Consider the following 20,392-nt stretch of genomic DNA (forward strand, 5'->3'; position numbering starts at 1 on the left):
ATGTTTACTCTCCTAAGCTCACGAATGGGATGATTTTGCAGTTCTTCCCGTTTGTTTCTATCCTTATCGCGCCGCTTTCATCGGTGCGACAGATTCCTGCGCCAAAGGAGTTAAGCCTCTCAAGAAGGGCTCTGTGGGGATGCCCGTAGGAATTGTCTTTTCCGCAGCTGATCACTGCGATCTTTGGCCTGACCATATTAAGAAATTCCTCATCGGTGGTGTATTCGGAACCATGATGGGCCACTTTAAGTAGCGTAAGACCTGAATATTCACCCCCTGCCAATGCAATATTTTCCTTGAGATTCTCCTGCCCGGCGCCTTCCACATCTCCGGTAAAAAGAGCGGAGAAATCACCATATCGCATATACAGAACAGTAGAGTATTCATTGGCACCTTCATAGGAAATATGCGGATCCGGATTGAGGCAGATAAGTTCAGCGCTTGTTCCGGGAATAACCAGCTTCTTGCCCTCGCAGATATATGTTATGGGAATATTAAGCTTAGAGGCTCTACTCTCCAGCTCATGATAATTATCGCCCTTAAGGCTCTCAGGAATCCCCGGAAGCACCAGGTTACCAATAGCAATTCCACCCTTTTCCATATCATCCATAAGCTCCAGAAGCCCGCTTATATGATCCGTATCCTCATGGGTCATAACCGCTATGTCGATATAACCGATACCTTCATATTGCAAGAAGGGAATCAGCTTATATTTACCTATCTGCTTCTCGGAGGTACTACCGCCATCAATAAGCATGGTCTTATTCTCTACCTCAAGAACAATCGCATCTCCCTGTCCGATATCAAGCGCCGTCACCGTGACAGGCGCCTTTATGCTAAACAGTAATATGACCATGGCTCCTATAAGAACCGCATACCTTGCCGCCTCATATAACAGTCTCCTTTGCGCGGTTATCTTTTTCTTACCGGATAGCCTCTTCTTCACCATATCCGATATAAGCGGATAAGCCAGTATGATCGCAAGATATATGGTGATCTTAATATGATCGGTATGCCCGATGTACCAGGTTTTGCCGGGAATTCCCCTCATCGCTTCGCAGGATAAACTGATCCCCTCAAGTATCACATGCACTACTATTCCCGGTATAAACGCCAGTTTCGATGATATGGCTGCCAGAACAAGGCATATGAATCCCACAATCATAAATGGGATCATTAGAGGAATTATCAAAAGATTGAGCATAAAGCCATAGACCGGATAAGTATAGTAAGACGAGGCATATACCGGCAGCGTCACAATAAATATCGCCAGCGAAGATATAAGGCTTTCCGTACAAAAGTAAAATACCTTCTGCCACCGCTTTTCCTCATCATCCGTAACCAGATGCATTTTCCACTTTTTTTCCAAAAACACAGGTAAAAGTGATTGTCTTAAATAAGCGATTCCAATAACAGCCCCGAAGGAGAACAAAAAGCCGCTGTTATACAGGTAAAGGGGCTGGCTTATAAGGAGCAGTAATCCCGCCAGCCCCAAAGCTGTCAGAATATCATAGGTTCTTCTCAACATAGGCGCCAGCATTCTTAGCGAAAACATAAGTATTGCCCTAAAGGGTGATGTTCCCATACCGCACATGGTGCCGTACAGGTATATAAAGCCTATGGAAAGAAGTCCCGCCAGATTTTGGTTCACCCGGATTTTCCTAAGAAGTTCATATATTCCCATTCCCATTATTGAAATGTGAAGACCACTGACCGACAGAATATGAATAATCCCGCACTGCTTATAGAGCTCTTTCAGCTCCTCGTCCATATAGGCCCTGTCCCCGAGAAGAACTGCCTTAAGCATGGCGCTGTCCCGGGGCTCAAGTGCTCTGTCCAGTGATCTCTCAAGGAAGAACCTGATCCTGCACAGGTACTCTTTTACATGATCCATTTCTCCGGAGGCTCCCAGCACCTGCGCTCCGGTCAATCTGTATGAAATTTTTAAGGTTGAATAATACAGCAGACTGTTGAATTCTCCGGGATTGGTGGGAGGCATAAATGCCTTCACCCTGCCTTCAACTTTAATTTTTTCCCCAATTGAAGGAATATACCCTTCTGAAGAACTCATGTAACATTGAATATATTTCAGATTCCCGGAATACTCACCGTTATCCGGGATAAGATACAAGACAGGCAAAACATTGCCGATATAGTCCTTCCGATACTCGCGAAAGCTGACGGTGCCGCATATGGAAATGTGGCTTCCGTCAATCTCCCCCGAAGTATCAGAGAGCAGATTGTCTGAAAATAACTCCAGGTACAAAAACACAGCCGCCGCAATGACTATGGTAATCAGACATAACGGCCGTTTCATAATTAATGACAAACTCCTGATTATTTAGAATTAGTCGACAATATCAAGATTTCTCTCGTACTGTCCGCTTATAAGAAAGTCCATGAAAGTAAAGGAATCCTCACCGTTAACGGAAAATGCCACTTTGTTAACTGCAGGAAGCTCTGTTACCGTGTTGACGATGGAATAGATTGCAGCTTCTGCCGTAACATTATCCACCGGGCTAAGGAAGCCATTGTCAAAGTCAATGTAGCAGACTCCGTCCTTGACATTGACACTCTTAATCTTGGTATCCTTGGAAATCGAAGGAAAAACTATGTCTGTGTTGGGCCCGTTTATGATCTGCTCAACCGCAAGTCTCTCCATGGAAATATTACTGTTATACACAACGGATCTGTACACAGGGCTTAGCCTGTTGCCTTCCTTGGTGGCAAAATAGAGCTTGAGCTGTACCTTCTCATAGGTGTTGATCTCATTGCCCACATTATTGATAAAGGTATCTGCTGACATATTTCCGACAATATTCCCGTAGTGATCTGTAAGGGGCGCTCCGTCTATCTGGAAGGACACATAATCAACGCTGTCAAGCTGGGTAAAAGTCCTGACTATTGCAGCTCTGTCAAGGATCTCTATGGTTCTTCCAAGTTCCATATAACCTGCCCCGAAATTCAAGGTAAGGAGCTTATCCTTAAGGGTATAGCTGATCAGCTCATTGCTATCGGAAATAGGCGCCTCATACTGCAGCCTGTCAGGCATGGTCCGAAGAACCTCCATCAGCTCCGCTATGGCGGCGTCAGCATCCTCCATACCGGCATTGAGAACATAATCATCGGAAATAATGCCGGTCTCCTCACTGTTCACATAATATACCTTGATACTGCCTTCCGGCGGCTCCTTCTGCTTGCTGCAGCCAAAAGAAACGATGCCAAGCAGCGTGACAACCAGCAGGGTATTCAGTTTTTTAATAAAAAGCTTATGCTTTGCTCCTATCATATCCGTAGCCTCTCACTGCTGCTTCTTGTTGCCTGCACAGATAAGCGGAATCTTGATGGTGAAGGTGGTGCCTTCTCCCGGCTTACTCTTAAGGTCTATTGAACCTCTGTGCATAATAACCGCGCTTCTTGCTATGGACAGTCCGAGGCCTGTGCCTCCTACCTCTCTGGATCTGGACTTGTCCACTCTGTAGAATCTCTCGTAAATATGGTCGAAGCAGTCCTCGGGAATACCTACCCCCGAGTCCTTAACCTCAATGTAAAAATACTGATGATCCGCATCTATAGTAACTCTGACCCAGCCGTTGTCATTGTTGTATTTGATGGCATTCTCCACCAGGTTCATTATTACCAGCGATATCTTGACCTCATCAATCTCAGCCGTAACAGCTCTCTTACTCTCAAGAGTAAGGTCAATGTTTCTCTGCATGGCAATGGGACGAAGCCTCTTAAGAACAGATTCCGTAAGATTGACCACATCAACATTGGTGACAATAAGTCCCGATGCCTTCTTGTCCATCTTGACCAGCACCAGAAGATCGTTGATTATCTTGTCCTCACGGTCAATCTCATGGGAAATATCATTCATGAAATCCCTGTACAGCTCATTTGGTACTTCCTCCTGAGCAAGAAGAGAATCCGCAATAACCTTCATGGAAGTGATGGGGGTCTTAAGCTCATGAGATACGTTGGATACGAATTCCTGTCTGGAATCATCCAGTACCTTCATCCTCTTAAGCAGAGCATTGAAGGCATTGAGGATCTGCTCGGTCTCATAATAATTGGGACCGCTGACAGGCTGGTCCGTATATCCTGCCTTAACATCGTTGATGGCGGCTGTGATCCTGTTAAAGGGTTTAAGAAGAATATTGGCAACCCAGGCAGCGAAAACAAGGATGACCGTTACAATAATAACTTCAAGAGTCGTAGCTCTTCTTCCCAGAATATCCAAAGTTGTCTCAATGGTATCCGTTGATACGCTGGTAAGAAGCACACCCCTTACAACAACGCCGGTATCACCAACATCAGATACATCCTTTTCCTGGATCAGCTGAGATTCAATAATGGGAGTGATCATCTCAATATATCCGTTGTTCTTGTCAAACTTGGATACAGCTCCCCTCTGTCCCGTCTTAAGGCAGTTAACTACTTCTTCGGAAATAATAATCTTGCCCTGACTGATATTGTAGGTATCCTTAACGACCTTAAGATCGTCATTGATGACCATTACTCTTCCGTCATAGAGATTAGCCAGCATATCGAGCTCGGCATTGATAACCTCGGAAGAAGTGTCCTGTAAATAATTGTAAGCGATCAGGTGATTAGCCAGAATCTTCAACTGAGTCTGAACCTCAGTTGATCTGACATTGACGGCACGATCCTCATAACTGTCAAGAATTACCGCATGCATAACAAGACAGGATATAAGGCCTGTTGCGAAAACAATTATGAAGAATCGTACCCTTAGACTTTTTAAAATATATCGAATTTTAAGGTTCTTAAAAATCTGCGCCATAGTATCACATTATGCCTGGAAAAAGTATCCGCTTCCCCACTTGGTTCTTACATATCTGGGCTCGCTGGGTGTACTCTCAAGCTTCTCACGAAGTCGTCTGATATGAACATCAACGGTTCTCTCATCACCGGGATAATCATTTCCCCAAATGGTAGTAAGAAGCTCTTCTCTTGAATATACCTTGCCGGGGTTGGAAGCAAGAAGCTCAAGGAGCTCATATTCACGGCTGGTTACGTTGATCTCTCTGTCGCCGATAAATACTCGTCTGTATTCCTCATTGAGACGAAGATCTCCGTATTCGATGTCGCCCTTTCCGGAAGAAGCCTTGGTAGCTCTTCTCATAATGGCCTTGATCCTGGCCTTAACCTCAAGAATATTGAAAGGCTTGGTTATATAATCGTCAGCACCGTACTCAAGTCCCAAGATCTTGTCCATGTCATCGCCCTTGGCAGTAAGCATGATAATCGGAACATTGGAAAATTCCCTTATCTGCTGGCATACCTCAAATCCGGTAAGTCCCGGAAGCATAACATCAAGAAGAATGATGTCATATTCCTTGGCTCTTGCCATCTCAAGAGCTTCCTGGCCGTCATAGGCGCAGTCAACAACTATATCATCCTGTTCGAGACTGAATTTGATGCCCTTTACGATTACTTTCTCATCATCAACTACAAGTGCCTTTTTACTCATGTTTTCACCAATCCTGTATATTCAAACTGTTATCTTATCACTGATCTTGGAAAAAAGTTTATCCTTAATTCCGGAGATTTTCATTATATCCTCTTTTTTGCGAAAGTTCCCATTCTTGTCACGGTACTCGATTATCCTGGTGGCCACTTTCTCTCCGATACCCGGAAGAGTCATTAGCTGTTCTTTGGAAGCCGTGTTGATATTAACAAGCTCCGAATCACCGTCACTTAGGTCCCCGGAAGAATCCACCGGAGTATCGTAGCTCTCAGGCATAGTACCATTCTGCGTCTGCATTGCCGCTTCAGTATCACTGCCAGCAGCTGTCTCCGCCATTGTAGGAATCCTGAGTTTCATTCCATCCTTCAGAGCTGCCGCAAGATTGACATAATCGGTATCCGCTTCCTCAGAGAAACCTCCAGCCGCCATAACAGCATCGTTAATCCTGGCGCCTTCCGTAAGTTCATAAACTCCGGGAGCTCTGACTGCTCCGCAGACATAAACAACAATAGTCGTTATGCTGACCTGCGCATCCGATGCCTCTGAAGCATCAGCTGTATAACACGATGAAGCATCCGATTTTTCCACAGTTGTCACATCTATCTCACTACTCTCCAAGCCGGAAACATCCCGAAGTACAACCTCGGATGAAGCCCGCTCGCATCCGGTCAGACATAATAAAGAAACCAAAATCAATAAAAATTTGCGCATGTTTTCCTCCTAAGAGGACCCCGCCATGCTTTTTTTATTCTAATTTATTAAAAAAAATTGTGCAAGCTACTTAATCGCTATCCTCAGAAAGTCCCTCGGTAATATCCACATTCTCAGGATCAGGAAGTTTGTCCTGTTCGTATACTTCACCGGTTATCTGAGTCATGATACGTTCAGATACCTGCTTCAATGTGGCATTACAGTCTTCACCGTTCCAGATCTTGGTAAATGCGATCTCAAGTTCCATCCAGAGGTTGCTGGTCTCAATGGTCTTGGGCATAGGAACCGAATCATTGTACACGTCAACAAAGGTATTAAGATTCTTGTCCGCATATTTCACGCCATAGTGAGCAGCAACCTTGCCACCCATGGAATAAATATCACCGGAATTATCATTGCAAAGATATCTTGCGAACTGATTGGCTGCGCTGTAATTCTGGGAAAAGCCGTTAACTACAATGCACTGGGTAACTGACATAGTTCTGGTGCCGAAATCTCCTGTAAGTCCGGGCATATCCGCAACTGCAAATTCGAAATCACACTCTCCCGCTGCCTTGGCCTCATTGATCCTGGCCAGAATATCCGTTGTTGCCACGGTAAAGACGATCTTACCGTCAATAAAGTCTTTAGTTATGGAATCGTAATCTATTTCCTCGGCATCAATAGCAAAGAACTGATTGAGCTGCTGATATATTTTCATGCAGCTGATGGTATCTGTATTGTAGATATCGATCTTGGAAACATCGTCACCGGCGCTTCCGCCCACATTCATATAATTGCCTACAAAGAAATAGTTGTAGAAGATATCCGTTACATCCCACTTAAATACGGCCTCTACCTGCTCAGGGGCATTGTAGTTCTGCGCAAAGACAAGGATATCGGAAATTGTAAGAGGAAGGCTCTCCTCAACAACTTCATCTATCACTTCCTGAGAAATGGTACTCTCTGATGAAGCTGCGTCAGCGGCATCCTCAGAGGAACCTTCTGAAGCTGCTGCATCAGCCTCTGCCTGTGCAGCCTCACCCTCAGCCGCATCCATCTCGGACTGGACTCTCTCCTTGGCCATGTCTTCGAGATAGGTCTTGTTGTAAACAAGAGAACTGGTCTCAAAATAGAAAGGATAAGCAATATATTTTCCCCTGTACTTAACAGAATTAACAGCCGCAATAGGGAACATCTCCTCATCAAGATAATCCTCGCCGCTGTCAATCTCCATGGCAAGACCTGCCAGATAGGCCTTCTCAAGGGAATCATTGGTGGTTATGTATAAATCCGGATAATTGTCATCATCGACTGATGCTTTATTGATAGCCTCAAGGTATTCCAGTCCCGAAACAAGAACCGGCTCAACCCTGACGCTTTTATTGGACTCAGAAAAAGCAACAGCCTTACTCTGGAGATACGGAGTGAGTGAATCGTCCGTATACCAGAGTCTTACTGTTGTCTTCTCTTTGGTGAACAGTGAATGATCTTCAAACACATTCTGCTCTGAGCGGGCATAAACAAAGGCACCTGCCAGAGTACAGGCTATTAGAATTATTGAATATATTCTTATTCTAAGTTTCATAAACTCCCCAGACACGAATCGAGGATCTCGATCATGTCATCTATGTTCTTCCTACTTACAATCAGAGAGGGAACAAACCTGATGATCTCGCTTCCGGCGTTGATCAGAATAAGACCTTTTTCAAGAGCTCTGCCGATAACCTCCGCTACCGGCCTGTTAAATACCAGCCCCTGCATAAGACCTGCGCCGCGTCTGTCTACGATAAAATCATATTTATCCTTAAGTTCATCAAGACGCTGCTCCAGATAAGGTGCTACCTCTTTCACATTCTCTATTATATTGTCCTCATTAAATAAATCAAGAACTTTATTGATTGCTGCGCAGGCAAGGGGGTTTCCACCGTATGTGGTTCCGTGGTCTCCTGCCACCAGTGAATTCTGGCCAACCTTCTCAGTCATAAGGAATGCTCCGACAGGAACTCCGCATCCAAGAGCCTTGGCGGTGGTCATGATATCGGGCTTAATTCCGTATTTCTGCCATGCAAACATGTATCCCGTACGGCCCATACCACACTGGATCTCATCAAGAATAAGCAGAATATCCTTCTCATCACACAGTGCTCTTACTTTGGTCAGGAACTCCTCGGTTGCGGGGAAAATTCCCCCCTCTCCCTGAACCGTCTCAAGGATGATAGCGCAGGTTTTGTCGTTAACACAGGCAAGTACGCTGTCAAAATCATTGAGATCCGCAAACTTGATATTGCCGATCATTGGTTCAAAGGGTTCTCTGTAATGAGGATTACCTGTAACGGACAGCGCTCCGAAGGTTCTGCCGTGGAAGGAATGATTCATGGCAATTATCTCATGATCTGTTCTTCCATCCTTGAGATAAGCATACTTCCTTGCAGCCTTAAGCGCTCCCTCTATAGCCTCAGCTCCGCTGTTGGTAAAAAATACCCTGTCCATGCCTGAAACCTTTTTGAGTTTCCCTGCAGCTTCCACAGCAGGAACGTTGTAATAATAGTTGGAGGTATGAATCACCTTATCAATCTGTGCTTTGAGAGCATCATCATAGTCCTTGTAATGATATCCCAGGGCAAATACCGCAATACCGGACACGAAGTCGAGATATTTTTTGCCGTCAAGATCATAGAGATATACTCCTTCTCCCTTATCAAGGACTATCTGATAACGATTATAGGTATGAAGAAGAGCACTCTCGGCATCTTCTATATATTTTTTCATCACATCACTCATATTCAGGCCTCTTTCTTGGCGGCGTCACCTGCCAGATCATCGGCATCTCCCATAAACATGGTTCCGACACCCTTGTTGGTAAATATCTCAAGAAGAAGACAATGGGGAATCCTTCCGTCAAGGATATGCACCTTGTTAACACCCTCTCTGATGGCGCTGGTGCAGTTATTAAGCTTTGGAAGCATGCCGCCTCCGATGTTGCCGCCTGCAATAAGAGCATCCGCTTCGGAGCAGGTCATCCTTGAAATAAATGTTGACGGATCATTGATATCCTTGTATACGCCCTCGATATCGGTAAGAAATGCCAGCTTGTCTGCACCTACCGCCTTGGCAATTGCACAGGCCGCATCATCTGCATTGATATTGTAAGTGTCAAAATTATCATCAAAACCTATCGGTGCAACAATAGGAAGATAATCGTTATCCATAAGGTCATACAAAACCTTGGGATCAACCTTGTCTATCTCTCCAACAAAGCCGATATCTTTGCCATCGGAATATTTCTTGGTCACATGTAAAAGTCCGGAATCCTTGCCGCTAATACCAATAGCCTTGACTCCCAGCTCCTGAACCATGCTGACAAGCTGCTTGTTGACGCGGCCAAGTACCATCTCTGCGATCTCCATGGTCTCGGAATCCGTAACCCTGAGTCCGTTGACAAACTGTGCTTCCTTACCTACTTTGGAGACCCAGGAGCTTATCGCCTTGCCACCTCCGTGGACAATGATGGGTTTGAAGCCTACAAGCTTAAGAAGAGTCACATCCGTGATAACACTCTTTTGAAGTTCTGCGTTACTCATGGCGCTGCCGCCGTATTTTACAACAATGATTTTTCTGTTGAACTTTTGGATATAAGGCAGAGCCTCAACCAAAACCTCAGCTTTTTTTAATACTTCCTGCATATCCTTGTCCATATTATCCTCCCATGCATCAGCTGTTATCAGCTGCGATAGTCTGCATTGATCTTAACGTAGTCATAAGTAAGGTCACATCCCCAGGCTGTAGCCTCGGCGCTTCCTTCATGCATATCAACGAAAACAGTAACCGCATCGGCCTTCATTATCTTAAGAGCCTCATCCTCGTCGAAAACAATCGGGGTTCCCTTGTCAAAAACCTTGAGTCTTCCGTTTGCACTCTCAAAGAAAAGCTCCACATCATTCTGCTCAAAGTCAGCACCGGAATAGCCCATGGCACACAGGAAACGTCCGAAATTGGCATCACAGCCAAATATCGCTGCCTTGGACAGATTGGAGCCTACGATAGCCCTTGAAAGAGTTCTCGCATCCTCAAGAGACTTGGCATTAACAACCTTGGCCTCAAAGAGCTTGCTTGCGCCTTCTCCGTCTGCTGCCATCTTTTTGGCAAGGAACTTACAAACATATAAAAGAGCTTCCTTGAAGGTCTCATAGTCTGCATTCTCAGCACCAATAACCGCGTTACCTGCTTCGCCGTTTGCCATGCAAAGCAGTGTATCATTGGTGGATGTATCACCGTCTACTGTGATCATATTGAAAGTCTCAGCCACAACTTCGCTTACAGCCTTCTGCAAAAGGCTCTTCTCAATGGCTGCATCCGTTGTCAGAAAGGCAAGCATTGTGCACATGTTGGGATGTATCATTCCTGAGCCCTTGCTCATACCACCAAGATGTACTTCCGTTCCGGATAACTCAAAAGATACCGCAACTTCTTTATTAACTGTATCTGTTGTCATGATAGCCTTGGAAGCTGCTGTTCCGGCTCCAATGCTGCCATCAAGAGTCCCTGCCATCTTCTCGACTCCGCTGCAGAGCTTGTCGACGGGGAGCTGCATTCCAATAACCCCGGTGGAAGCTACAGCAACTGTATTATAGGGAACACCAAGACACTTCTCCACGGCCCTGGCGGTAGCTTCACAGGCATCAAAACCCTCCTTGCCGGTGCAGGCATTGGCAATTCCCGAATTGATAACTACAGCCTGCATGGGATCCCCCGACTTAACAATTCTCTGATCCCACTGAACACAGGCAGCCTTCACAACATTAGTGGTAAAGGTTCCAGCGCACACGCAGGGTTTCTCCGAATATACAAATGCCATGTCAGTTCTGTCTTTGTATTTGATATTAGCCTCACAGCTTGCTGCCTTAAATCCTGATGCAGCGGTAACACCACCTTCTATGACCTTCATGCTATTCACCTCGTATTGTTTTATTTGTTGAAAACCGTAAGATTCTTATCCTCTAGAACAAAATCGTAATAATTCATATCGGAGCGAAGGGTCCATCCCATCTTCTGCCAGAAGCGATTTCCCACTTCATTGGTGACAAAAGCGTTGAGGCACACCTTGTTTATCTGCTCTTCCTTAAGTTTTTCACAGCAGAAATTCACCATTTTTTTGCCTATGCCGTGCATTCTGTACTGCTCACTTACACATACATGATAGAGACAGGCTCTTCGGCCGTCATGTCCGCATAGGATTGCACCCACTATTTTTCCATCCTTCACTGCAACTGCGCAGGTGGTGGGATTTCTTTTTAAAAATCTCTCAATTCCCTCCCTGGAATCATCCATTGTCCTGATTCCAAAACCATGGATGGACATCCACAGAGCATAGACCTCATCATAATCTTCTATAGTCATTGTACGAACCATCAAACTCACCTCACAGCCTATGTCCGTCATGGGAAACAGGGAACAATCTCAAGTCCCATGGCTTCGTCAAGCCCGAACAGGATATTCATGTTCTGAACGGCCTGTCCTGCGGCTCCCTTAACAAGATTATCGATGGCACCCATCATAATGATCCTTCCGGTGCGCTCATCGATCTTATAGCCGATATCAACGAAATTACTGCCTTCAACCCATCTGGTCTCGGGATATACATTATCCTCAAGAAGCCTTATAAACTTCTCTTTGCCGTAATATTTCTCATAGGCTGCTCTTATATCGGAGGCTGTAGGAAGTTTGCCATCCTTTTTAATAAGAGTTGCATACTCTGTTGCCAGGATTCCTCTGTTCATGGGAACCAGGTGAGGTGTAAAGTTAATAAGCATCTCCTTGCCTGCTGCGTATCCAAGCTGCTCCTCAATCTCCGGTGTATGTCTGTGATTGGCAACTCCGTAAGGCTTACAGCTCTCATTAACTTCGCAGTACAGATTTGCCACCTTGGCACCTCTCCCCGCACCGGATACACCGCTAAGAGCATCCACAATAAGAGTATCCGGATCAATAAGTCCTTCTTTAATAAGAGGATAAGCTGTAAGAATTGAACAGGTTGTATAGCATCCGGGATTGGCAATGAGCCTTGCGGACTTAATCTTGTCCCTGTTGATCTCGCAGAGTCCGTAAACTGCTTCTTCTATAAAAGAAGGTGCTTTGTGCTCTATCTTGTACCACTTCTCGTAAACGGAAACATCCTTAAGTCTGAAGTCAGCGGAAAGGTCGATTATCTTAACCTTATTAAGTACATCTTCATTCACAAGGGATGCACACAGCCCCTGGGGAGTTGCTGTAAATATCACATCCACCGCATCGGCCAGCTCCTCCATGTTGTCGTCCAGACACTTGGCATACACCAGTTTGAACAGATTACCATATAAAGAAGCAAACTTCTCATCTATATAGCTCTTGGATCCGTACCAGACAACCTCTGCCTGTGGATGTCCGTAAATAAGCCTTGCGATCTCCGCTCCGGCGTAGCCTGTGGCGCCGATTATTCCAACCTTTATCATAGCCTTCACCTCGTTTTATGCATTGTTTATACATCATTTTTCACAATTTATGCATTGTTTTATGCATTTTATTATGCATATTTTTTATTCATCTCACTATTCCATGATCAGATAGCAAAAATTCAAATAGGCATGATTCAGTATACTTCTATTAAAAAAAATATGCAATAGGCTATTTAAATATTTATGCATATTTTGATTATCTTTTAAATATTTATGCATTTTGGGGTTGCATTTTATGCATAAGTGGTTTATATTGAATGGCAGGGACACAAATCTATGGTCCAATATAATAATGATAATCGAAATACAAATATAAAGAAAGAAGAGGAAATCTGTTATGGCAAAAGAAAAGGTTATACTTGCATACTCCGGCGGACTTGATACTACTGCTATCATCCCATGGCTTAAGGAAAACTTTGATTATGAAGTTGTTTGTGTCTGCATTGATTGCGGACAGGAAGAAGAGCTGGACGGTCTCGATGAGAGAGCTAAGAGCTGCGGAGCCAGCAAACTCTATATTCTTGATGTAGTTGATGAGTTCTGCGACGAGTACATCGTTCCCTGCGTAATGGCTCACGCTGTTTATGAGAACAAGTATCTCCTTGGAACTTCCATGGCACGTCCTCTTATTGCCAAGAAACTTGTTGAGATTGCAAGAAAAGAAGGCGCAGTAGCCATCTGCCACGGCGCTACAGGTAAGGGTAACGACCAGATCCGTTTCGAGCTTGGTATCAAGGCTCTTGCTCCCGACATCAAGATCATTGCAGCATGGAGAAATGACAAGTGGACAATGGATTCCCGTGAATCCGAGATTGAATACTGCAAGGCTCACGGCATCAATCTTCCTTTCTCTGCAGATTCCAGCTACAGCCGTGACAGGAACCTGTGGCATATCTCCCATGAGGGACTTGAGCTTGAGGATCCTTCTCTGGAGCCTAACTACAAGCACCTTCTTGTTCTGGGCAAAACTCCTGAGGATGCTCCCGATACACCTACCACTGTAACAATGACCTTCGAAGCCGGAGTTCCCAAATCCGTTAACGGCAAGGAAATGAAGGTTTCCGACATCATCCGCACCCTCAACAAGCTGGGCGGCGAGAACGGTATCGGAATCGTTGACATTGTTGAGAACCGTGTAGTAGGCATGAAGAGCCGCGGAGTATATGAGACCCCCGGCGGAACAATTCTCTACGAAGCACATCAGCAGCTTGAAGAGTTGATTTTGGACCGTGATACCTATACAATGAAAAAAGATATGGGCAACAAGTTTGCCGATATAGTATATGAAGGGAAATGGTTCACTCCTCTTCGCGAAGCAGAGCAGGCATTTATCGAGTCAACCCAGAAGTATGTAACAGGAGAAGTTACCTTTAAGCTGTACAAGGGCAACATCATCAAGGCTGGCACCAAGTCTCCTTACTCTCTCTACAACGAGAGCATTGCGTCCTTCAAGACCGGCGATCTCTACGATCACCACGATGCCGAAGGCTTCATCAATCTCTTTGGCCTCTCCTCAAAGGTTCGTGCCATGAAGATGCAGGAAGTGGAAAACAACAAGTAATTTCATGAATTCACTTATCATTACAATCGGATATTTTGTAATAATAAACATTTTAGGGTTCGCCTTAATGGGAATTGATAAGCGGAAGGCTCGCACAAATGCCTTCCGCATCCCTGAGGCGACTCTTTTTACTATCGCGATTCTGGGAGGAAGTATCGGATCGACAGCAGGAATGCACGTTTTCAGACACAAAACAAAACACTGGTATTTTAAGTTCGGTATGCCTATAATTATTGTGTTGCAGGCCATACTTGTCGGCCTGTTTATCTGGCTTCCGATAGAACTCAGTTTTATTTAAAGGATGGGGAACTATGCATATTGCGATATGTGATGACAATATAGCAGACAGAAAACAGACCGAGAGACTTTTGGGGCGACAGTCTGACAGAATATTCAAGGAAACCGGCGAGCGAATCTACATCGACTCCTACGGCAACGTTCCGGCTTTTCTCCACTACCCTCAGATGTATGACGGTCTTTTTGTGGATATGATATCTGAAGAGCCCACGGGTCTTGAAGTGGCCAAGCTCCTTGTTAAAGCCGGAGTTACTAAGCCAATCGTCCTTCTATCCTCTTCCATTGACTACAAAAGAGAATATGAGGAATCAGATTTCAGAGCAGACAATATATATTTCATGAACAAGCCCATCAAGGTTGCTGAGATCACTGCCATGGTGGATGAGATCAAAAAAGCCCAGGGTGATCCCATTAAGACCCTGGAACTACGTGGCAAGGATGGTACCTTCTACGCCAAAGGCGATGATATCGTCTGTGTCAAAAAACAGGGGTCGGAGCTCATTGTTTTTCTGCAGGATGGTAATCAGGTGCATATCCTTAGCGACATATACAATTTCTACGAACAATGCATAATTTTCCCGCAGATATGTCCCGTATCCGATAAGGGGCTTATCAATATCAATCACATTAGCAAAAAGTCCATGTTCAGCGTTACTATGGACAACGGTGTAACCTTAGGCATTTCTCTTGTATACAGAAATTCTATCAATGAAGCCAGAGAGATTATTTCCAAGCAATAAAAGTTTCGGAGGTTTTATGAGTTATAAAATAGTTGTTGACAGTTGTTGCGATCTTCCCGAGGAATACAGAAAAGATCCGCGTTTTCAGATCGTGCCCCTGATACTTCAGGTTGGTCCCTATGAGATCATTGATGACGAGACCTTTGATCAGAAGGATTTCCTGGCCAAGGTTGCCGCTTCAGATGACTCCGCCAGATCAGCATGCCCATCGCCGGAGCTGTTTATGCGTGCATATGAAACAGACGCTGATGACGTATATGTTGTCACTCTTTCCTCCAAGCTAAGCGGCAGCTATAACAGTGCTCTTCTTGGCAAGAGCCTGTATCATGAGGAGCACGGCCCCAAGAATATTCATATAGTCGACTCTCTGAGCGCCTGCTGCGGCGAGGCTCAGATTGCCCTTAAGGCCATGGAACTGGCCGATACAGGGATGCCCTTTGATGAGGTTGTAGAGAAACTGGAAGCCTACAGAGACGGCATGAATACCTATTTCGTTCTGGACTCTCTTGAGACCCTCAGAAAGAACGGACGTCTTACAGGAATGAAGGCCATCGTTGCCACCACCCTCAACATCAAGCCCGTATGCTGCGCCGTTAAGGGCGAAGTTGCTCAGAGAAGCCAGGGCATAGGCATCAGAAAAGCTCTTATTAAGATGACCGAGATCGTAGCCCAGGAGATAATTGATCCCGTGGAGAAGACACTTATGATCACACACGTCAACTGCTACGAAAGAGCTGCGGTAGTCAAGGATATCATCATGAAAAAAGTACCCTTCAAGAAGGCTATAATCGTAGATGCAGCAGGAGTTGCCACAACCTATGCCGGAGACGGCGGAATCGTTGTTACCTGCTGACATATCAGAACGCCAAAAACAAGGAGCAGATGTATTTCTACATTTGCTCCTTTTGTATTGCAATATTTTAAACGATATTTATATCATCCAATCTTCTTGACACTCTCGCCTTCCACCATGTGGCCCTCGAGGATCATAATTCCCTGTCTGTATCTCTCACCGCTTATCTTCCTGATAAGGTTAAGAACAGCATTTCTACCCATCTCATAGGTATCAACACCAAAGGTAGTGAGCTTGATATCACACAGTCCCGGGAAAAGATAATTATCAAAGCCCACAACGGATATATCATCCGGAACCTTGTAACCTCTCTCATTCAGCTTCCTTATCAGCATGCTGGCTGCCATATCGCAGTTGCAGACAAAAGCTGTAGGCATTTCCTCCGGTAGTTTAAAGAAACGGTTATAATCCATGATTCCGTTATCAACTTCTCTGTCCGGAATGATCCAGTCCTTTCTTATGGGATGGCCATGCTCAAGAAGTGACTTGCTATAACCAAGATATCTGTCGGTAATTGCCCCTGATGCCAGCAAAGTACCTACAAAAGCAATCTTGGAATGTCCCATATTAAACAGATAATTGGTTAGGCAATAGGCGCCATTGAAACTGTCTGAAACCACTGCGTCCTCATCACCGGTGTGATTGCAAAAATCAAGGAAAACCATTGGAATTCCGGTTCTTACCTTGATCATCTCAAGGAAACCTTCCTCCAGTCTTCCAACTACCACAATGCCATCAACCTTCCTGTCCTCAATGAGTCTTGGAGTGACCCTGTTTTTCTCATTTTCAACAGAGACCACCTCCAGCATTGTAAAGCATCCCCTGTCCATGGCAATCTGGGATACCTGCTGATGCATTCTTGTGTAAAAAGAGCTGTACTCACTCATGAAGTTCTCCGAGATAAGTACGCCTATCGTATAACTCTTGTTGGAGAAGTCTGCCTTCCTTGATACAGACGGAATGTAGCCCATATCGTTTGCAAGAGCATGAATCTTCTCCCTGAGTTCCTCGCTCATTCCCTTCTGTCCGGAAAGAGCTTTGGATACAGTTACCGTGCTAACACCGATTTTATCGGCAATATCCTTCAATCTGACTGTCTTTGCCATAATCTCCCCCTATTAAACTTAACAAATATAATTATAAACTAATTTTAGCCTGGATAATATTAACTAATTAGTCAAAAATTGTCGGAAAATTTGAAAATTTTTGTGTATTTTTTACCGAATAAATATGAACGTTATTTCTTCAATACACAATTCATGAGCCAAATCCCCGTTTATGTGCTATACTTCTAAGAGATTTTAATACAAGGAAAGTTTTAGTCATGATATCAATCAGGATAAAGAATAAAAAAGCATTTATGTCCAAACTCCTTGCTTCCGAGCTCTTTGACTTATTCCAAGTGGAGGAAGCAGAGGTCACAACCTTTAACACCTTCCATATCGACGGCAGGATTCACAAGGATTTTTACAAGGATGTACCCGCAGGCGCAGACAGCGCAGATGCCATGCCCGGAGAATATTCCACCTGGAAGGATCTGAAACCGATCTGCTATGAGCTTATAAAGGGAAAGCGCACTCCCCTCTCCTTTAAATTTGTTTTTTACTTAAATGAGGAAGCTAAATCAAGACTTATTAAAGAAGCCGATGCGGGAATAGATGACAGTCAGGTAAGGCTTGGCCTAAATATTCGCTTTATTAACTCAGATGTGATTCTTACCACGGGCTGCGCCATAAGCATCTTCACCCTGGACAAGAGCATAGAAAAAGCCTGGGACAATTATATCCCAAGCTTTCTTGATAACAATTCCATAGATAACGAAATCTTATAATTCTAGGCCTGATATTTCTTAAGTATGACAATAAGATCATCATACTTTGGTTTTATCAGGTCATATTTTTCTTTATAACCGTCCATCGATCCTGCACGGAGAATCTCGGTAAGCTCACAGACCGGTGTCAAAAATCCCTTAAGTCCAAGATTTGCTCCAACACCCTTCAAGGTATGAACAGCTTTGAAGGCCTCAGAAACATTTCCCTCAGCAAGATATTTGGTCAGATCGTTCATACTCTGATCGTTCAAAAACTTGAACATAAATCTTGCGATGAGATCCTCATTGCCCATGAACCTGTCACGGATTTCTTCCCAGTCAACGCCCCATTCTATTAGTTCGTTTTTGAATCCAGCGTCCATATGTCTCCAATCCAATATTAACGAAATAATACAAACAGATGTACCATACATTGATTTTACATCATTTAAAATCTCTGTTCAACGTGTAAGCGGCAGTTTAATTATTATTTTAGACTTAAGGGTAAGATCAGACTGCTGACTGCTGTGCAAGCTTGCTGGCCTGGTCTGCGGCAATAAGGGCATCTATAAGCTCATCGATATCGCCGTCCATTATCTGATCGATCTTATAGAGCGTCAGATTGATCCTGTGGTCGGTAACTCTTCCCTGATGGAAATTATAGGTTCTGATCTTCTCAGATCTGTCACCGGAGCCTACCTGACTGCGTCTTAGCTCAGCCTCGTTGTTGTGCTGCCTCTCCTGTTCCAATTCGTAGAGCTTGGCCCTGAGAACCTTGAGAGCCTTGGCCTTGTTCTGCTGCTGGCTCTTCTCATCCTGGCAGGAGATAACGATTCCTGTGGGAAAATGAGTAAGTCTGACAGCGGAATCTGTGGTGTTGACGCACTGTCCGCCGTTACCGGAAGCTCTGAAAACATCGAATTTGCAGTCGTTCATATCGATCTCAACTTCCACATCCTCGACTTCAGGCATAATGGCAACTGTAATAGCTGAAGTGTGTATTCTTCCGCCGGATTCCGTTGCCGGAATACGCTGTACTCTGTGCACACCACTCTCAAATTTGAGCCTTGAGTATGCGCCGTTTCCCTTGATCATGAAGCTCACAGCCTTAATACCGCCTATGCCTATATCCTCCACGCTCATGGTCTCAACGCGCCAGTTCTGTCTCTCAGCGTATCTTGTATATACTCTGTACATATCTGCAGCAAAAAGAGCTGCCTCATCTCCGCCTACTCCTGCTCTGATCTCAACGATTACATTCTTCTCATCATTAGGATCCTTGGGAAGAAGGAGAATCTTGAGTTCATCCTCAAGCTGTGGAATCCTGTCTTTGGCCTCTGAGAGCTCATCCCTTAGCATTTCCTTCATCTCAGGGTCAGATTCCTCATCCAGCATAACAAGAGCATCCTCCACAGCCTGCTTGCATTTCTTGTACTCCAGATAGCAGTTTACAAGCGCTTCCAGGCTCTTCTGCTCCTTCATAAGGCTCCTGAACCTGTTCTGGTCGGAAATAACGGAAGGATCGTTAAGCTCCATGGTTATATCTTCAAATTTTCTTAAAATGTCTTCTAATTTATCAAACATGTCTTTCCTCAAAGCCCAAAATCAATAAAAACATGCGCGGATAACCCTGTCGTTCCCGCCGTAGTCCTTAATAACCTCTATGTCGTGATATCTGCCGTCAGCTTCCATAAGTCCCGTCACCGCCTCGGCCTGATCATAGCCTATCTCCATAATGAGATAGCCGCTGGAATACAGATAATCGCCTGCATTTTGCACTATTCTGCGGTAAAAGGCAAGTCCGTCCTCATCTCCGTCAAGAGCAATCCTCGGTTCATAGTCCCTGACTTCCGGAGCAAGTCCCTCAATAACACTGCTGGCGATATAAGGCGGATTGGACAGAATAAGATCATATTTCTTATCCTTATCGGGAATCTCCGGGAAAAGATCCGTCTCAATAAACGTAGCTCTGTCAGAAAGTCCAAGACTCTCAGCATTTGATCTTGCCACGTCCAGCGCCTTGGCGGAAATATCAGTAGCCACCAGATTAGTATAATTGGTAAATCTAAGAAGGCTCAGTCCGATACACCCCGAGCCGGTACAAAGGTCAAGAACCTTCATCCCGTCCTCGCAAAACCGCATAGCCTCTTCCACCAATAGCTCACTGTCCTGCTCAGGTATAAGAACATCACTGTTTACCCTGAAGGTAAGTCCCATAAAATCCCAATTTCCCAGAATATAGGCAACAGGCTCTCTCTGCTCTCTTCTGGCAAGAAGTTCCCTGTATGCTTCAAGTTCCTTATCAGACACTTCTCTGTCCGGATGGGCAAACAAGGTACTGTGATCGGTATCGCAGGCATATTCCAAAAGGAGCCGGGCATCCAGCTTGGCTTCTGCTATCCCGGCTCTCTCCAATTGTTCGATTCCAGTTTGATATACTGTCCTGTAATCCATAC

At 44.8% G+C, this 20,392-nt stretch carries 20 protein-coding genes; 5 read left to right on the forward strand and 15 right to left on the reverse strand.

All coding sequences use genetic code 11. From position 1 onward, the window contains the following. Nucleotides 1-4: 4 nt before the first annotated feature. The 11 genes from NXH67_RS11250 to argC form a co-directional block, all read right to left on the reverse strand. Entirely contained in the window at nt 5-2,317 is a 2,313-nt protein-coding gene (locus tag NXH67_RS11250) for a DNA internalization-related competence protein ComEC/Rec2 (protein ID WP_272797435.1), read from the reverse strand. Nucleotides 2,318-2,347: 30 nt separating this feature from the next. Then, nucleotides 2,348-3,289 (reverse strand): GerMN domain-containing protein, encoded by a 942-nt coding sequence (locus tag NXH67_RS11255; protein WP_272797436.1) that lies wholly within the window; start codon nt 3,287-3,289, stop codon nt 2,348-2,350. A gap of 12 nt (nt 3,290-3,301) precedes the next feature. Next, nucleotides 3,302-4,804 (reverse strand): sensor histidine kinase, encoded by a 1,503-nt coding sequence (locus NXH67_RS11260; protein ID WP_272797437.1) that lies wholly within the window; start codon nt 4,802-4,804, stop codon nt 3,302-3,304. Between the two features lie 9 nt (nt 4,805-4,813). Further along, a complete protein-coding gene (locus tag NXH67_RS11265) occupies nt 4,814-5,494 on the reverse strand; it encodes a response regulator transcription factor (RefSeq protein ID WP_022777040.1) in 681 nt (226 codons plus the stop codon). Between the two features lie 21 nt (nt 5,495-5,515). Beyond that, nucleotides 5,516-6,202, reverse strand: a complete 687-nt coding sequence (locus NXH67_RS11270) for a helix-hairpin-helix domain-containing protein (protein ID WP_272797438.1) — start codon at nt 6,200-6,202, stop codon at nt 5,516-5,518. A gap of 70 nt (nt 6,203-6,272) precedes the next feature. After that, nucleotides 6,273-7,769, reverse strand: a complete 1,497-nt coding sequence (locus NXH67_RS11275) for a sugar ABC transporter substrate-binding protein (RefSeq protein ID WP_022777038.1) — start codon at nt 7,767-7,769, stop codon at nt 6,273-6,275. Next, on the reverse strand, nt 7,766-8,965 hold the full coding sequence (locus NXH67_RS11280; protein WP_330676683.1) for an aspartate aminotransferase family protein: 1,200 nt from the start codon (nt 8,963-8,965) through the stop codon (nt 7,766-7,768). Before NXH67_RS11280 ends, NXH67_RS11275 begins: the two co-directional genes overlap by 4 nt. 2 nt (nt 8,966-8,967) lie before the next feature. After that, the gene (gene argB, locus NXH67_RS11285; protein ID WP_022777036.1) at nt 8,968-9,879 is read right to left on the reverse strand and encodes an acetylglutamate kinase; all 912 of its coding nucleotides are present in this window, start codon (nt 9,877-9,879) and stop codon (nt 8,968-8,970) included. Nucleotides 9,880-9,905: 26 nt separating this feature from the next. Continuing rightward, nucleotides 9,906-11,129: a bifunctional glutamate N-acetyltransferase/amino-acid acetyltransferase ArgJ gene (gene argJ / locus NXH67_RS11290; protein ID WP_272797439.1), complete on the reverse strand. Its 1,224-nt coding sequence runs from the start codon at nt 11,127-11,129 to the stop codon at nt 9,906-9,908. Nucleotides 11,130-11,149: 20 nt separating this feature from the next. Continuing rightward, on the reverse strand, nt 11,150-11,593 hold the full coding sequence (locus tag NXH67_RS11295) for a GNAT family N-acetyltransferase (RefSeq protein WP_022777034.1): 444 nt from the start codon (nt 11,591-11,593) through the stop codon (nt 11,150-11,152). A gap of 26 nt (nt 11,594-11,619) precedes the next feature. After that, on the reverse strand, nt 11,620-12,672 hold the full coding sequence (argC, locus tag NXH67_RS11300) for an N-acetyl-gamma-glutamyl-phosphate reductase (RefSeq protein WP_272797440.1): 1,053 nt from the start codon (nt 12,670-12,672) through the stop codon (nt 11,620-11,622). Nucleotides 12,673-13,012: 340 nt separating this feature from the next. Between argC and NXH67_RS11305 the strand changes: the two genes are divergently transcribed. The 4 genes from NXH67_RS11305 to NXH67_RS11320 are packed head-to-tail and all read left to right on the forward strand — an operon-like array spanning nt 13,013 to nt 16,126. Then, entirely contained in the window at nt 13,013-14,236 is a 1,224-nt protein-coding gene (locus NXH67_RS11305; protein ID WP_022777032.1) for an argininosuccinate synthase, read from the forward strand. A 4-nt stretch (nt 14,237-14,240) separates the two neighbouring features. Continuing rightward, on the forward strand, nt 14,241-14,534 hold the full coding sequence (locus tag NXH67_RS11310) for a DUF1294 domain-containing protein (protein WP_022777031.1): 294 nt from the start codon (nt 14,241-14,243) through the stop codon (nt 14,532-14,534). Nucleotides 14,535-14,547: 13 nt separating this feature from the next. Beyond that, on the forward strand, nt 14,548-15,273 hold the full coding sequence (locus NXH67_RS11315; protein ID WP_022777030.1) for a hypothetical protein: 726 nt from the start codon (nt 14,548-14,550) through the stop codon (nt 15,271-15,273). A gap of 16 nt (nt 15,274-15,289) precedes the next feature. Next, on the forward strand, nt 15,290-16,126 hold the full coding sequence (locus NXH67_RS11320) for a DegV family protein (protein WP_272797441.1): 837 nt from the start codon (nt 15,290-15,292) through the stop codon (nt 16,124-16,126). 83 nt (nt 16,127-16,209) lie between these two features. On the opposite strand, the gene NXH67_RS11325 is transcribed toward NXH67_RS11320, so the two are convergent. Then, nucleotides 16,210-17,232 carry a substrate-binding domain-containing protein gene (locus NXH67_RS11325; protein ID WP_022777028.1) on the reverse strand — a complete coding sequence of 341 codons (1,023 nt, stop codon included), beginning with the start codon at nt 17,230-17,232 and terminating at the stop codon, nt 16,210-16,212. Nucleotides 17,233-17,486: 254 nt separating this feature from the next. Between NXH67_RS11325 and NXH67_RS11330 the strand changes: the two genes are divergently transcribed. Then, nucleotides 17,487-17,957, forward strand: a complete 471-nt coding sequence (locus NXH67_RS11330) for a DUF5721 family protein (protein WP_272797442.1) — start codon at nt 17,487-17,489, stop codon at nt 17,955-17,957. Nucleotides 17,958-17,959: 2 nt separating this feature from the next. On the opposite strand, the gene NXH67_RS11335 is transcribed toward NXH67_RS11330, so the two are convergent. The 3 genes from NXH67_RS11335 to prmC all read right to left on the reverse strand — a co-directional run bounded on the left by NXH67_RS11335 (nt 17,960) and on the right by prmC (nt 20,390). Further along, the gene (locus NXH67_RS11335; RefSeq protein WP_022777026.1) at nt 17,960-18,319 is read right to left on the reverse strand and encodes an Hpt domain-containing protein; all 360 of its coding nucleotides are present in this window, start codon (nt 18,317-18,319) and stop codon (nt 17,960-17,962) included. A gap of 127 nt (nt 18,320-18,446) precedes the next feature. Beyond that, complete coding sequence (gene prfA, locus NXH67_RS11340; protein ID WP_272797443.1) at nt 18,447-19,520, reverse strand: peptide chain release factor 1; 1,074 nt, start codon at nt 19,518-19,520, stop codon at nt 18,447-18,449. 21 nt (nt 19,521-19,541) lie between these two features. Further along, nucleotides 19,542-20,390: a peptide chain release factor N(5)-glutamine methyltransferase gene (gene prmC, locus NXH67_RS11345; protein ID WP_272797444.1), complete on the reverse strand. Its 849-nt coding sequence runs from the start codon at nt 20,388-20,390 to the stop codon at nt 19,542-19,544. Nucleotides 20,391-20,392 lie beyond the last annotated feature (2 nt).

The sequence above is a fragment of the Butyrivibrio sp. DSM 10294 genome (genome assembly GCF_028539135.1).
Taxonomy (GTDB): Bacteria; Bacillota; Clostridia; order Lachnospirales; family Lachnospiraceae; genus Butyrivibrio.

What these genes read in the sequence shown, in the direction of transcription:
- NXH67_RS11320 (WP_272797441.1), top strand. Translation starts at nt 15,290, where the DNA reads ATGAGTTATAAAATAGTTGTTGACAGTTGTTGCGATCTTCCCGAGGAA.
- NXH67_RS11310 (WP_022777031.1), top strand. Translation starts at nt 14,241, where the DNA reads ATGAATTCACTTATCATTACAATCGGATATTTTGTAATAATAAACATT.
- NXH67_RS11280 (WP_330676683.1), bottom strand. Translation starts at nt 8,965, where the DNA reads ATGAGTGATGTGATGAAAAAATATATAGAAGATGCCGAGAGTGCTCTT.
- prmC (WP_272797444.1), bottom strand. Translation starts at nt 20,390, where the DNA reads ATGGATTACAGGACAGTATATCAAACTGGAATCGAACAATTGGAGAGA.
- NXH67_RS11325 (WP_022777028.1), bottom strand. Translation starts at nt 17,232, where the DNA reads ATGGCAAAGACAGTCAGATTGAAGGATATTGCCGATAAAATCGGTGTT.
- NXH67_RS11335 (WP_022777026.1), bottom strand. Translation starts at nt 18,319, where the DNA reads ATGGACGCTGGATTCAAAAACGAACTAATAGAATGGGGCGTTGACTGG.
- NXH67_RS11295 (WP_022777034.1), bottom strand. Translation starts at nt 11,593, where the DNA reads ATGGTTCGTACAATGACTATAGAAGATTATGATGAGGTCTATGCTCTG.
- NXH67_RS11270 (WP_272797438.1), bottom strand. Translation starts at nt 6,202, where the DNA reads ATGCGCAAATTTTTATTGATTTTGGTTTCTTTATTATGTCTGACCGGA.
- NXH67_RS11265 (WP_022777040.1), bottom strand. Translation starts at nt 5,494, where the DNA reads ATGAGTAAAAAGGCACTTGTAGTTGATGATGAGAAAGTAATCGTAAAG.
- NXH67_RS11305 (WP_022777032.1), top strand. Translation starts at nt 13,013, where the DNA reads ATGGCAAAAGAAAAGGTTATACTTGCATACTCCGGCGGACTTGATACT.
- NXH67_RS11255 (WP_272797436.1), bottom strand. Translation starts at nt 3,289, where the DNA reads ATGATAGGAGCAAAGCATAAGCTTTTTATTAAAAAACTGAATACCCTG.
- prfA (WP_272797443.1), bottom strand. Translation starts at nt 19,520, where the DNA reads ATGTTTGATAAATTAGAAGACATTTTAAGAAAATTTGAAGATATAACC.
- NXH67_RS11275 (WP_022777038.1), bottom strand. Translation starts at nt 7,769, where the DNA reads ATGAAACTTAGAATAAGAATATATTCAATAATTCTAATAGCCTGTACT.
- argJ (WP_272797439.1), bottom strand. Translation starts at nt 11,129, where the DNA reads ATGAAGGTCATAGAAGGTGGTGTTACCGCTGCATCAGGATTTAAGGCA.
- NXH67_RS11315 (WP_022777030.1), top strand. Translation starts at nt 14,548, where the DNA reads ATGCATATTGCGATATGTGATGACAATATAGCAGACAGAAAACAGACC.
- argC (WP_272797440.1), bottom strand. Translation starts at nt 12,672, where the DNA reads ATGATAAAGGTTGGAATAATCGGCGCCACAGGCTACGCCGGAGCGGAG.
- NXH67_RS11250 (WP_272797435.1), bottom strand. Translation starts at nt 2,317, where the DNA reads ATGAAACGGCCGTTATGTCTGATTACCATAGTCATTGCGGCGGCTGTG.
- NXH67_RS11260 (WP_272797437.1), bottom strand. Translation starts at nt 4,804, where the DNA reads ATGGCGCAGATTTTTAAGAACCTTAAAATTCGATATATTTTAAAAAGT.
- NXH67_RS11330 (WP_272797442.1), top strand. Translation starts at nt 17,487, where the DNA reads ATGTCCAAACTCCTTGCTTCCGAGCTCTTTGACTTATTCCAAGTGGAG.
- argB (WP_022777036.1), bottom strand. Translation starts at nt 9,879, where the DNA reads ATGGACAAGGATATGCAGGAAGTATTAAAAAAAGCTGAGGTTTTGGTT.